The sequence below is a fragment of the Segatella copri genome (assembly GCF_026015625.1).
Classification (GTDB): Bacteria; Bacteroidota; Bacteroidia; order Bacteroidales; family Bacteroidaceae; genus Prevotella; species Prevotella copri_H.
The window spans coordinates 465,841-480,229 of sequence record NZ_JAPDVG010000001.1 but is presented as its reverse complement, the minus strand read 5'-3'; the positions used below and the strand labels follow the sequence as shown (position 1 = coordinate 480,229).

General features: G+C 36.3%; 12 protein-coding genes. All 12 read right to left on the bottom strand.

The window, feature by feature from the left end; genetic code table 11:
* Positions 1–299: 299 nt before the first annotated feature.
* Positions 300–470, bottom strand: a complete 171-nt coding sequence (locus ONT19_RS02135) for a hypothetical protein (protein ID WP_153092398.1) — start codon at positions 468–470, stop codon at positions 300–302.
* A gap of 25 nt (positions 471–495) precedes the next feature.
* The gene (locus ONT19_RS02130) at positions 496–915 is read right to left on the bottom strand and encodes a hypothetical protein (RefSeq protein ID WP_153092400.1); all 420 of its coding nucleotides are present in this window, start codon (positions 913–915) and stop codon (positions 496–498) included.
* A 46-nt stretch (positions 916–961) separates the two neighbouring features.
* Complete coding sequence (locus ONT19_RS02125) at positions 962–1,498, bottom strand: hypothetical protein (protein ID WP_264952403.1); 537 nt, start codon at positions 1,496–1,498, stop codon at positions 962–964.
* Between the two features lie 2 nt (positions 1,499–1,500).
* Positions 1,501–3,645 (bottom strand): DUF3450 domain-containing protein, encoded by a 2,145-nt coding sequence (locus ONT19_RS02120; RefSeq protein ID WP_264952404.1) that lies wholly within the window; start codon positions 3,643–3,645, stop codon positions 1,501–1,503.
* A 2-nt stretch (positions 3,646–3,647) separates the two neighbouring features.
* Positions 3,648–3,860, bottom strand: a complete 213-nt coding sequence (locus tag ONT19_RS02115) for a hypothetical protein (protein WP_153092405.1) — start codon at positions 3,858–3,860, stop codon at positions 3,648–3,650.
* 12 nt (positions 3,861–3,872) lie between these two features.
* Positions 3,873–6,047, bottom strand: coding sequence for a DEAD/DEAH box helicase family protein (locus ONT19_RS02110; protein WP_264952405.1), 2,175 nt, complete (start codon positions 6,045–6,047; stop codon positions 3,873–3,875).
* 2 nt (positions 6,048–6,049) lie between these two features.
* Positions 6,050–8,869 (bottom strand): DNA-directed RNA polymerase subunit alpha C-terminal domain-containing protein, encoded by a 2,820-nt coding sequence (locus ONT19_RS02105; protein WP_153092409.1) that lies wholly within the window; start codon positions 8,867–8,869, stop codon positions 6,050–6,052.
* Complete coding sequence (locus ONT19_RS02100; RefSeq protein WP_153092410.1) at positions 8,863–9,258, bottom strand: DndE family protein; 396 nt, start codon at positions 9,256–9,258, stop codon at positions 8,863–8,865. Before ONT19_RS02100 ends, ONT19_RS02105 begins: the two co-directional genes overlap by 7 nt.
* Complete coding sequence (locus ONT19_RS02095; RefSeq protein ID WP_264952406.1) at positions 9,258–11,378, bottom strand: AAA family ATPase; 2,121 nt, start codon at positions 11,376–11,378, stop codon at positions 9,258–9,260. The genes ONT19_RS02100 and ONT19_RS02095 overlap by 1 nt, the downstream gene beginning before the upstream one ends.
* Positions 11,365–12,723, bottom strand: coding sequence for a DNA phosphorothioation system sulfurtransferase DndC (dndC, locus tag ONT19_RS02090; protein ID WP_264952407.1), 1,359 nt, complete (start codon positions 12,721–12,723; stop codon positions 11,365–11,367). Before dndC ends, ONT19_RS02095 begins: the two co-directional genes overlap by 14 nt.
* A gap of 658 nt (positions 12,724–13,381) precedes the next feature.
* Entirely contained in the window at positions 13,382–13,885 is a 504-nt protein-coding gene (locus ONT19_RS02085) for a DUF6169 family protein (RefSeq protein WP_264952408.1), read from the bottom strand.
* Positions 13,885–14,034 (bottom strand): hypothetical protein, encoded by a 150-nt coding sequence (locus ONT19_RS02080; protein ID WP_006847038.1) that lies wholly within the window; start codon positions 14,032–14,034, stop codon positions 13,885–13,887. Before ONT19_RS02080 ends, ONT19_RS02085 begins: the two co-directional genes overlap by 1 nt.
* Between the last annotated feature and the right edge of the window lie 355 nt (positions 14,035–14,389).

Genomic DNA, 14,389 nt, shown 5'->3' with positions numbered 1-14,389 from the left:
CAATCCTTGTTAAGGAGGAAGATATGGATGCTTATATCAGAAACCACGAAGATGACTTCATCGGCCAAGCCGAGGAATCCTTGCCAATCAAATCCTGCAGAAGATTATTTGAATTATTCGGCATAGATACCGACTGGCTTGAATTATAACATACCGCCAAAATACATGATATATGAATGTACTTTGACGGAACCGCTCTCGGACTAGAAGAGAGTGGAATAGTCGCAATTCTATTTTCTGTGTTATCTCCCTATACTACGAACTTCATATACGCCGCATAGGGAGCTTTCCGTTTACCATCATGCCCGATAAGCACAGATGTAAATAATCTGCGTACCCTCGCATTCCAGCTCACCATTGGCGAAAGCCATCCTTGCCTGATACTCCGCTGCCGTTTCGTCCATCGCTTGAACATAAGTAGTCAGCGACTCGCCCAATTCTGTCGATATATCTACATAAAAATAGGCCATAAGTTTTCTTTTCTACTTTTCTTTATTAGTATTCATATTTTTCCCAATCTTCCCCATATTGTTCTATGAGATATTTATACCACCCATCATAAAACAGTTCTTCAACATTATCTACATAACGTTCAAGAACATTCCAATGACTACCAGAAGAATACGGTCCATCAAATTCTTCCTTACCAAAATACTTTTCGTCTATTTCGATGTCATCAGCTTGACTATCGCCATATAGTGCTTCAGATACCACGTCACAAAAGCTATCATTAAGCCATACAGGATTAGGCCGACCATCTTTCAAGCAAATTCCATCTTTATTCAAATCGGCAAAACATATGCCTGATTCATAACCAGCCTTTACAATGGCTTTATCAAAAATATGCTTTTTCAACGAATTACAGCAATCGCTATTAAAATCATCTGCCATATCACCTTTATAAATGTCTTTCATTTGGGCGGAATGCTTATTGATTCATTCCACCCATTTTACAATTTACTTACTTCTCTACTACATCCAAGGTTTTCTGATTATAGCTTGGCAGTTCACTCAGAATATCTACAAAAACAAAGGGGGATGAAAATATATAATTTTCATTATCCCACTTGTCTTGCAGATACATGAAACCTCTATTAGCATAAGCCTCCATCTCACGAACCAACATCGTGATAAAATTACTTACATGTTCCTCAGAACCATTCTCCAAAGAAAGCCAACCAAAAGAGAATTTTTCAAACTTCTCACTTCGATTAAACAATGTAATTAAAATAAAATCTCTTATCGGTGTTGGTTTCCAATTAGCTAATGGTGCAAATTCCGTTTTTTCATCGTCTGACTTCAAATACACCTTCTCACCCAAGCGAAGTCCTATGATATAGGCATACATAAAAGTCTGATAGAATGCCCCAAAGGTTGAGAAATCACCCTTACCCGTCACATCCCCTTTCGATGAGATTCTCTCTATCAAAGGTTTAAACTTTGTATTGTATCTCGGCTTGCGATTACAAATCGCATCTCTAAACTCTTGATGATTCATAATTAATACTTATAGCATTTATGAGTTGTTACTAAACCTGTTGTATCCGCTTTTTCCTCGATAACATTCACATAGAATGTACCACGAATCTGTCCTTTGTTCATTTTGTCAAGGATTCTACGCCCAAACGGTGTCAGCAAATCATCCGCATTAGGATCGTACAATTCCTTAATCATTATGATACTCTGACTGAACACTTCTGGTGCCACAGCAAAGAAATTATTGATGAAATTTTCACCAAACTCAGAAAATGGTGCATCTGAAATAAAAGGATAATCAAACATCTTCTCATCCCCTATCTTTGAAGAAATTACAGCCATGACAATAGCTAACTGCTTCATTCTTTGGAAACCAGTTCCCAATCCGGTTATCTCACCATTGTTCACATCACGTATTGTAACATTTACGATATCATGATCTCTTTGGAAATCCAAAATTCCACCAGAAGACTGATTGCCAGAAGTCAGTGCTTTATATTTTTCATTGGCATTTTGCGCTAAAGTCTCAATCGTTCTGCCAAATATGTCATCTTTAGTCTCTTCGATGACTGTATTGATTTTTGCTAACACCTGGGCAAACTCCTCATACTTTTCTACATCGGCAGCTTTCTTATATGAAGATAACTTTTGATTGTTTGCAGCCAATGCATCTTCCATCTTTGCTACCATTTTATTTTTTCCGTTTATTTCATTTTCTTTTGCTGTTATAACGGAATTTACTCGACGATAATCGGCAACGATATTTCTATCGTTGTATTCTGAATTATCAGCATTACCACCTGCATTATTCAGTTCCGTAAAGATATCATTCTTCTTTTCCTCCAATTCATCCAAGTTATCTTTCATTTTATCCAAACGTACCTTTACGTCTTCAATTTTGGAGCCTAAACGTGGAATACTCATCAAGTAAGAACTTGCTGATTTCTGCAACATGCCATAGAAATCCTTAAAATCATTACGTGTGGTGCTGATTTTCTTTGGTCTGTCAAGAATCATCTTAATATGGTTCCAGGCATCAGAGCCTTTATGTGCTCTCTGCCCGCAAACTTCACAAACCTCAGTCTTCAACATTCTTTCTAAAGATGATGTATCCGGTGATCCCTCTGGCAACATAATCACCAAAGCCCCATCATCATTCATACGCGCCACCTCACCGATATGTTTTTCTCGTTTGGCGTCAAATGTTTCCAGTTCATCTTGCATCCCCATCAACAGCCATGGATTCTCTTCATCAAAAAGACTCTTTGTTATAGACATTTCTATGTCATCTATATTCTTCTTTGTATCTTTTATTGCAATCGTATTTGCTTCCAATTTAGAACGAATCCCTACACGCTTATTTGAATTACTTATGTAAGCATCAAGCTCCTCTTTTTTTCTCTTTGCCGCATTAAGTTCATCTTTTGCAGCCTCTATTTCCTCTTTGAGTTTCTCTATATTCTGTACAAAAGTAGTTCTTTTTGCTTTTTCTCTTTGCTTAGCGGTATCGTTCTTCGAGTTTTCCGAATCTTTTGTTTGATATAAAGAGTCTGCCATTTTTGCCATCTTACGAGAAGTGTCACAAATCCCCTTTAATATCGAGATTCCAGCCAACGTATCTATCGTATCAGACAAAGCCTTTTTAGAGGACAAATCTACCAAACGATCCATTGACTCACCTTGCAGCAATGCATAATTACGAATAGACAAAGGTATAAACACCTTGTTGATTATGTCCATCTGCTCATCTTTGTCGAATACAGGTGTATCGGCATTATTCTCTTTTTTAAAAACACTCATCATTGATGGCGTATGAAGCAGTTCACCATCTGAAGTTGAAAATTTTGAATACTTCTCTACAGTGTACTCCACATCTGCATTTGTGAATATCACTCTAAAACCGACCTTGAAAAGAAGGTCTTCCGCCTTAGCCTTTCCAGAAGCCATTTTTACAAGAGATTCATTTGCATCGACGAAAGCCTTGATATCAGAATCATACACCTGGTCACGCAACATCCACATAAAGCCATTATAAAACTTAGATTTGCCCATATTATTATCGGCATTTACTATGTTTATACCAGCCTTAAATTGGTATTCATTAGCTTCATAACTTCCATAGTAATTATAGAAGTTTTCAAAAGCTACAGATTTGATAATTGTTCCCATAATTATAAGTCATACAACTTTTTAATGTTCTTAAATATATTATCATCAGACGTGTGTCTTACTTGTCCTTCGATAATCGCACGCACAACAGCAACTTCCTTTTTATGATTAACTTCTTCGCTATCCATATCAAGAAAGTTGTTCCCTGACTCTCCCAACAATTTTCTCATTCCAGGAGATTTCATGATTTCATAAAAAATATCTTTTCCATTCATAATGATTATATTTTATTGTTCAACATCTTCAAACAATTCACTCCAAACTATACCAAAATGTTGCGCCACATTACTCAGCACCTCATAAGCTCCATTATTAGCATAGCAGTTTATTGCCAACGAAGCGAAATATGCCACTCGTTTGAGTTCTGCTTTCACTTGATTTCGCTCCATACTCGAATTACATTCTACCCGATTTACGGTAGATGGAATAACCACCATATCATAAATGTAGCTGAAAGTTTTCTCGGCATGAGTTCTCAACAGCCTTCCTCGTCTTTGGATAAACTCCCTTGGATTTCCTGTACTCGATGTAAAGATCCCACATTCTGCACGTGGCACATCAACCCCTTCGTCCAAACACTTCATAGCAAACAACACATCTATCGTTCCTTGTCCAAACGCCTTTAGCAGCGTTGCCCTTTTATCTTTACTATCAGTCCCGATAAATGTATTACAACGCTTATTGGGATATAATGCTTTTGTCTCATCAAGTAATTTCTGAATAAAACTTATATTTTCATATTCTTCCTCAGAATCACTATGTTCATAGTTTCCCTGAGGAGCATACACAAATGCATATCTTAGTTTTTCTTCACCAATCTCTTGAAGTATCTCACGAAACACCCTTATCTTATCTTGGCATTTATGGATGATTCGTTTTCTATTCATCAACAACTTTTCTGCTTCCTGTTTATTTTTAAACAGGCATTTCTCTGAGTCCCATAGCAATGCCAACTTACGAGTTATCATAGAATAAAGAGCCATCTCGTCATCATTAAGATAGACTATATGTGGAAAATAGTAATACTTACATAATCTTTCCTCAGCAATAGCCTTGCTCATTGGAAACGAGAAAACATAAGGACGTTCATCAGCAAAAAAATTAGCAATTTGTCTTGTACCATCCTCATCATAAATACGCTCAGGAGTAGCAGAAAGAGCTATGCGCTTTGTTATCGTTAATTCCTTAAAACAAGCTTTAACTCTTCTACCACCAATATTATGAGCCTCGTCTGCTATCAATAGCATTGTATCGGACATTTTTGACAACATGGACTGGAAATCCCTGTTCACAAAAGAATCATAAGTCGATACTATACAAAAATCAACATGTCCACCTCTTTGAATTTTGCGAACATTTTCCAACATTTCCTTTCTCCATGAAGCATTTAAAGAAGATATACCCAGTATCTTTCTAAAGCCGAAAGCCTTCAACTCTTCCTTCCATTGTTCTACGAGGTCAAGAGTTGGCACTAATATCAACAAATGATAATAGCCATCTACTTGATATTCATGTAAAGCACAATTCAAGGAAGTTACCGTTTTTCCTGTACCTGTCGCCATAGCAAATATACCTTTTTTGCCATTAGTTATCCAGGCTTGATAAGCTTCTTCTTGATAAGGTCTTGCTCCTTCTTTGTATTTTATTGGGAAATGCGGAACTTTTGTTGTCCTAACAGCATTCTCTCTTTGCCAAGCATCGACAAATTCCTTTTCTCTCTTTAATAGTTGTTCTGGATCCTTTCCTGAGTATGTGCAAACAATCTCATTACAAAATTCCTTTGCTTCATATACATGGACATTCTCGCAGTTTCCATTCCACACTTTTAAGAAATGCGCCTCCATATTGTCAACCTTATCCATACTATCCTTTCCCATCCAGGAGCAAGTACACTCTATCGTCTCTAAATTATCCAGCAAGGCATTGGCGGTCATATTCATCGAACCACAAAAATAGATCTTATTTCCATATTCATCTGTAAATATTCCATACTTTTCATGTGGCAAGCCACCTTTGACAAAAACTATGACTTTGACATTAATTCTCTGAGATTGAATCAGATATGCAAGGCATTGGAAGAAATGCTCATCTCTCTGACTAAAAGTCTTCTGCATTTCCAATAAAGAGCTAGCCAACCTTTTGTCAAAATAGTCATCATACTTTCCCTTAAAAAGTCCATAGTCCTCCTCAGACATATACTGGTTAATATAGAGGTTCATCTTTCCACCATTAACGATGAATTGTGCCATACCATTTGCCAACACATGAAAACTTGCTGAGCTAAAATAGCCCAACCCCAAGTCTAACCTCAAACTATTCTTCAACGCAAGCGAGCAAAACTCCGCAGGTTTATGCTCATCTATTTGTGAATAGCTATAATGAAATATCTTATCTGCCAGCATAACTATAAAATTTTACATAAATATAAATACACTTTTTCTTCATTTTCTGATAGTTCACCATCAACAAACTGTTTTTGAGCCTTAGCAAACCATTCTGACAAAGACTTTTCTCGTTCAATATAGCAAGATGGTCTTCTGTCATGCTCCTGCACAAACTCTCGATACTGATTAAAGGAGGAAAACCACCTTACTTCCCTCTTGTCTGTTGGCAAATACCAGTAAGAATCTTGAATTCTCTTGATTTCATTTTGCTGAACATCATTTAGAGAATCACTGCTCTTATTCCGAAGCCACCATTGGCGTAGATTTATCTCAGAATTGTCTTCTGATGAAGCAAATGGAAAATGCTTTTTCTGTATCAAGAAACATTCCATCTCTTTAACCCGCTCTTTAAATTCAATAGACTGCGCATAAAGATGTTCATCGGGATAAGATTTATCTGCCAATCCAAAATACCCATTATCAAATTGTCGAAACTGAGAACCGCTATACATCGTTGAACGAATACTATTCTCTGTTGTATCTCGATAACGCAACACATACCCAACTATGTCATGCACTGGCTTAGGCTCGTCAAATTTTTCTAAAAATTGTACTATTATTTCACGCACACTTCCGAGTTTTATATGTTCCCATTCAGTTAATGCCACCAGATTATCCACACCAACCATACATAAGCGAGCATCGGAGTTCACAATTCCTCGTATACTTGCTGGGGATTTATACTTAAAAGAGTATTTGGTTTGCAAGATGTCATACAGCTCATCCACTGTCATTGGTTCATACTTTTCTGTTAAAACACGAAACAACACATCTGCCGCCGTCAAGGTTTTATGTCCCTGTATCAAAAAATGAAGCTCTTCATCTGGAATCAGTCCATATTCCCGCATCAGAATTTCAGAAACAACAGTACCGACCGCTTCAACTTCAGAACTTTCAAACATATTCCAAGATGACATAAAGAAATCCAGCAAAAGCTCTTCGGCAGTTTGACATATTTGTTCTTCGGCATCATGTTCCTCGAAATAACGTTCCAAGGTACAACGCATATCATCAAAGTCAAAAGCCTCAACTAACTCTTTTTTTACCACAAAGCTATTATTCCAAGAAGACTTAGATCGAGTATTCATATCGTATGGTCTATTACCAACGACACAATACTGTCCATCAAAGATTCTCAACATTATCAACAAGCCTATAGAAACTGTAAGATTACAATTCTCTTGTTTCAACATTTCTTCTACGGAGCTTGATTTTATAACAACTTCATTTTTAAATTTATCCGTAAGATAAGCCCAATCTTCTGTCTGGGACACAACCTTATAGTAATACAAATTATCACACTTTTTGGGTTTTATTTCTCTATACATATACCCAATTCCCTTTGTACATATTTGGCGAACTCGTTCACGAGTCAAATTACACTTCTCAGCAATTTGTTCCAATGTCAACGGTATTCCCCCTTTTAACATAGGCATAAGATAATTCAAGAATTGAATTTTATTATTATATTTCAGCTCTTCTTTTAGTATATTTTCTACTATATGAAACATCGGAAGTGACCCTCTTTCTGAATAAAAATCACAAGCATACTCATCTACAAAATTACCATATTTGGACTTCATCAACAACAAACTTTTTTCTTCTTCAGAAAAGTCATGTCCTATTATTTCATCTATATATGATTGAAATCCATCTACGAAGTCCTGTATTTCACCTGCCGTCTTTCGACCTATCTTACTCAAGTGCTTTATATCCTTATGAGAATGCATAAAGTCTTCTATGAAATCACCTTCATAACTGCAGATTCCATTCCTTGCACGTACGCTTAATGAAGAAGTTTGTAGAAGTTCATCATATTTTGCTACAATCAGTTGATATTTATCCTCACCAGCAATTTCTTTCAATGTATGTTTTTTTACTTTTTGGACATTTTTCTCTTCTATTTCACAGGCTTTTACAATCTGAGAATCTTGACAAGACCTAATCACATAATCTATCAAGCTTTGCTTTACATTTTCTAGTTCAAAATAAGACTTCTTTCCAAAATTTCTTATAGTCAGCAATTTTACTTGTGAAGCAAACAAATAATTTACATAAAAATTACGAATGCCAATATTACGAATGCAATTTATGGTCCTTGAGCTAAACTCTTGCGACATTATAAATGCTTCATAAGGAACAAATTGCTCCTTATTCAAACTATACAAAAATTGAATATATTTTCCATAACTAAGTTCTTTATTTTGTTCTGACAAGGCATTACTTTCAATAACAATTCGGTCTTTGCCCACAAAGCCTGTTCCCCCTTCTGTACCTTGATTACCATCCACTTCATTTGCAGAACAACTATCAACGAATGCAACATCATCTTGGTTTACAAGTCTTGCTTGATATGCCAGTCTAAAACGATTCACAAAGCGCACCACATCAGTATAGTTATGAATTGAGACTGCATAACTTTCCCTCAGCATTTCTCGTGAACAAAAAGCATAATCAGTAATAAATCGCTTTTTCCCCAATTGGACGATGAAAGCATTCGCATTCATCAATGCTACGACATCATTCAGTACCTGCATGACAACACCTTTGTTTTCTTCCAAATCTCTATCAGCTTCTTCCAAAAGAGCTATCGTCAAAGCAATCTCCTCATCAAGAAATAGTTTCTTAATTTCATATTGACACTCTTCAGGAAAAGTATCCAAATTTTCTATCGGAAAATTACCTATTGTACCATATTCTTTTACTGCATGGTAAGTCTCAGAGGATATGTAACCCACAGTCAATAATCTCAAAAATGATATGTTATGCGCCTTTAGCATATTGCTTCCAATCCAAGATGAATTTTATCAAACAAATAATCATAACCCACAAGATTAGGATTGTCCTTAACATCCTGCATGATTTTTTCCAAGCCGTCATCCAAATGCAGTTTGAAATAGTGTGGCAAGTCCTTATCCGACATACGTATTTGGTAATATTTACACATCAAAGCGGCATACATGGGATACATATTTCCAAACAACACGCTCTTAGAATATTCCTTACCTCCAGAATCCTTTGTATCTGTTGGAAGAAAACGTGTCCCCTTCTGCAAAGAATATACAATAGCTATTCTTGCTATAACATTCTCCGCACCCAGCCCGAACTTGCGAGTCAATACAGTTACCACTTCTTTGTTTTTTGCACTTGTTTTTATCTGATTGAACATTATGATGCCTCCTCTATAAAACTATCAATACTTACTTCCTCTAAATAAGAATGAATTGTATCATTTTTTATCAAATAGGTAGAGTTAACCAATGGCTTCATTACCTCATATTCTTCCGCAGTCAGTTCCTTGTACAGTAATGGGAACAATATCACCTGCTTAGATATTTGAGGATAGAATTCCGTTATTATTTTTGAAGCATGACTCTTGTCAAACTTCTGCAAAGGACTGTCTATGAACACAGGAAATTGTATCCCGCTCTCATCAACCAAAGCCTGCAATATAGAAGTGGCATAAAGCTGCTGTTCACCTTTTGACAACGAATCTTTGTGAATCTCAACACCTTCTACAGAAAAAAGACTAATGTCCATATCATCGCCCTCTATCTGCACTTCAACCTTTCCTATAAAGTCTTCCTTATGCATCAAACTATTCAGAATAGCCTTGATTCGTCTTTCCAAAGAAAATTTCTTCTCTTGTTTCAAAGAAACCAAAAAGGCAGACAATTCTCTTATAAGTTGTTCTGCCAATTTATCCTTTCTTTCAGAGCTATCATCCAAGCTAACAACCTTACTGAGTTCACTTATTTGCTTTGTTGCAGTAGCCATCTTTTGAGTTAAGACGCCAAAGCTTTCTTTACATTGCCTTATTTCTTGCTCTTTATTCTGTATTTCGATTTCTACTTCATTTTTAGCTTTTCTTACCTCTTTTATCAACTCATCCTTTTCTTTAGACTGGATATTGGACAATCGGCGAGAGTTTCTTTCGAGAATCAGCTTGTTTTTCTTATAATCATCTGCCAAATGTTCGAACTCAATCTTATAAGTTGTTGTTACATAGCTATAAATAGCCATAAACTCCTCATAATCCTCATCGTTCATGGTCAACAACGGCTGTTCATCACTAGCTTCTTTTCTATATTTTGACAATATGTTTTGTATTTGCTGCTGGAGCTGTAACAAAACATCTGCATCCATAGAAATACCATTAACCATCAACAATAAATCTGATGTAATATCTGAAACTATAGAATTGGTACTTAGCAAATTCACATTAGCCTTATTTTGCAGATAATCTTTCTCCAACTCAACCTTTGTATCTTTAAACAAAGTTCCTGCCATGGCAAATGGAGCATAATCTATAAATTGCTTCAATTGCTTTTTATATTCTTCATTCTTCTTCTTGGTCAGTCCGATAACTTCCTCTATCTTTTTGATTTCTTGAATAGTAGCCCCATTTCCCTCTCTCATCAAGCGCAACTGCAACTCCTCATTTTTCTTATGAAGATTTTGAAGTTCTGCTTCTATCTTATCCGACAATTTACCATTATCCGCTATTGTCTGCAGCAACTGTTTTTTTTCATCCAACAAAGTCATAAGGCGATTTCTATTCGCCGCATCAGAAGACTTTTTCCTAAAGCGAAGACGCATATTCTCTAAATTCCTTTTCAAATCTTCATACTTGCGAACGCCAAGCACCTCATTATAAGCAGATCCCAATCTACGGCGCTCGGTCGTCGTACTAGTCTCTGCCAAAGCAACGATTTGCTCAGAATCAAAAAAGAAAAAACGTGCGATGTCTTTATTCAAGATAAAATCATTGATAAAGACATCGGGGCCTATCTCTTTTGTAAGCTCATTCTTAATCCCATCTATAAATATATCTACAGATTCTGACTCAAGCAAATAATCGAATGAACGAACTATACGAATAGACGTACATGGCAAAGATGGTATTACGACCTCTGCAAAATCAATAGTAACAGAATATGTTGAAATTTCACGAACATACTCTGTATCAGTCGTATATCCATGCTTTTTTATTTCCGCCACAACGTTTGCATCAAGTTCTTCAAACTTGCCTCGAACATCATGATTAAAATTACCTTTCAAGAATTCCTTATAGCCAGTCTTAACAATATCTTTACGAACCTCAGCCTCAACCTCTGTTATCAAACGACCATAAAGACACCAAATTAGAGAATGAAGAAACGTGGTTTTACCAAATCCATTTTCCCCAGAAATAAGGTAAATATTTTTCCCATTCTTCGCTTTAAACTCTATCTCGTTTACTCCTTGATAAAGCCTATAATTATTTAATCTTATTTTACTTATGATCATTTTCGTTCTCCTTTATAAATGAAGTAAGGCGTGCCTCCATATCTGTAGACAAACCATATTTACGCATTAGCAATACTTTACTTTTTTGCAATGCCAACAACTCCTGTATCAATTTATAGTGAGCAGGATTTTCCTGACAAGCTTTTTCTAGCAACAGTCTTTCTCCCAATCCTATCGAAGTATTTGGAAGGTTATACCCATACACCTCATTATATATATCATTTACAGTTGTCGAAAAGTTTCCATCTCGATACCAAATAACTTGAATCGCAATCAACTCTTGGTTTGTTATCAAGTCAATACTTGCCCGATGGTCTTGCGTATCTTTTTGCACAGTAAGCAATTCTCTCAGAAGCTGGATTCTATACTCCATTGTATAGTTACCCATATTGTGCCCCGTCTCATCCACCGCACGTTGCCCATTTCTACGAGTTTCACAACGATATTCCGAGACATTTCTATTGTTTACCAAGCTGTCACGAAAATCCAACAATGGCTTCATCCATGCTATACCGTTTTTGATTAAAGATGTCATAGACTTGTCTTCTTTTACAACTGTACAAATCCAGCATCCAAAACGACTTTGTCCACAACTTCTATGACTATCATCTGTTACAACAGTAGGGCATTCATAATCATCTGCCGAAGCATCCAAGTAGATTTGAAACAAAATTTGGTTATCAAATCCCCATGGAGATGGTATTGTGTTTATTATCCACCACACTTCTTCCAACATCAATTCTTTGATTGGTGCATATGTAAAGGTATTTGGATTTAGTGGATGCTTTGAAAGTCTATGTCCTTTTATCTCATGCCGTTTGATGGAACGCTCTCGCTGTTGGCTCTCTGATAAACGAGTACCAACTAACACGATTGCTTCTCCATCTGCAGCGACTTGGTCTGTAATGAACTTTGATGTCGGTTTTATTTTCATTTTTTCCGTGCAAAAACGGAAAGAATTATTAGGCACAGGGTAACCTTTGCCTATAACACAACACCAAAAAGAATCTTCTAGCTCAGGAGTTGTCGTTGCAACAGAGATTGGAAGTTGTTGTTCTTTGGCAGCACGCTTTATTTTATCCAACACCTTTACAACATACTCTTCGATAACAGGATTCTCCACCATCGTATCGTTGCAAACGACATAAATATTTCTCTTTAGTTTTATCCCTTCATCTTTAAGTTCGGTTAAAGCTAGCCATGTAAGTGTAAGCAGAACGGTAGAGTCTTTACCACCAGAAAAACCGATTATCCAAGGACGCACACATCTGTCTTCCTCAAGATACTGGTCCTTGAGTTCATCTATTATATTTCGTACTCTCTGTGATTTAATTTCTGCTTTCATTACAGTTCCTCAGAAACCAACTGTCTCATTTTTATTCTGATGAACCCCAAACCAGAAGATTACATGTTCTTATTGTTAGACTCCTACAAAATGGAAAACGTGGGATTCTTCCTCGCCCATCTCCAAACGTAGGCCTTCGCATTGCCCAAACTATCGAGACGGACAATGCAGAAAGCCCACGCTATGGTATATAATGATTCCACATACGAATATATCATCATATAATACCAATGCATCTAGCAATGGTACATATACGATAATTCGCAGTAAGATATAATACACCCACCGTGAGCATTCATCCATTGCCACACCTGCTGATAGTTTGTAAAGTTGCGAAGTTTACGTTTGAGCAGATGAGCGTAAGCAAACGCTCTATTCCATAAAAGTCACACCCACCCGCTCAGTCCTTTGGGCTTTCTGCGGTAGAATGCAATTGCAAAAATAATAATTATTTCTGAAATACGTGCGCTAATCTTAGATTATTTTTGTATTTTTGCAGGAAATGACGTTAAACCCATAAAAATACAGTAGATTATGACTACATATCTCAGATTCTGCTATTGTTGATGGTAATATAAAAACAACATGAAATGGATTATAAAGATGTCGCAAACTTAAGCTGACGACATTTTTTAATCTATTTCTTAATTTTAAAAAGCTAATCAGGCTTACCATTTAACAAAGTTATCGTATTAGTAAACTCTGACACTAAATCATTAAATCGAGGATTATCTCTTCGAATAATCAATGCTGCATAATTCTCATTCTCCTCTTCATCGTAAACAATTTGAGGAAGAAAAAGAAAATTATCATGCTCTGCATAAACAGAAAACCAAAAACTAAATAAACGGCTTCTCATTTTCTGCATTCCATCGCCTGTTTCACATATGTATAACAAAGCAGCTTGATTTTTACGAAAAAAATCATCTACAATACACATTACAGTATCTCTAACTTTTGGGTCTCGTGGTGACTTGATTCCTTCATAATTTGTCAACGCAAACTGATACGACTCACCGCTTTGAAGTAATTCGTCTTCTTCAAAAGCAACACTAAAACTTACCCCAAAGTCACTAACAAACTTGAACAAGCCTGTTGAAACATCCAATTCTACCAAATAGGGAGAATTGGCATTTATTCTATCTAAAGCTAATTCTTTCATTACAAGACATTAAATCTCACAGGCTCCTCGCCTGTACGTAATTTGTAGTCTTCATAAAGCATCTTCTGCATCTTGTCAACCATGGCTTTCTTTGTGGCCTTGGCAGATTTCCAACGTCTAAGCGCCTCTTCTCTTGTTAATTTATTCATATCCAATCCTCCATTATTAAATTATGAGCATCCCAAATGTCCGCTCTTTCTAAATTTCATTCTACCAGATAAAGCATTCAAGAACTACTATCGGGAAGAATACGACTGCAAAGATACGGATTATTTTTGAAACTAAAGCATTTTTATCCTAATAAAATGCAGATTAATTTTATTTTAGCAACACGGCTGCAAAGAAACAGTATCTGAAAGAGTGTAGTGAGAAAATCGTGAGGGATAACCCCAAATCGTGATGGATAGCGTGAGGGATATTTCCGTTTTTGAAGTATCTATCACGCTATTCAAGTATCTGTATATTAACATATTAAAATGTATGATACATTCAAATCGTGATGGA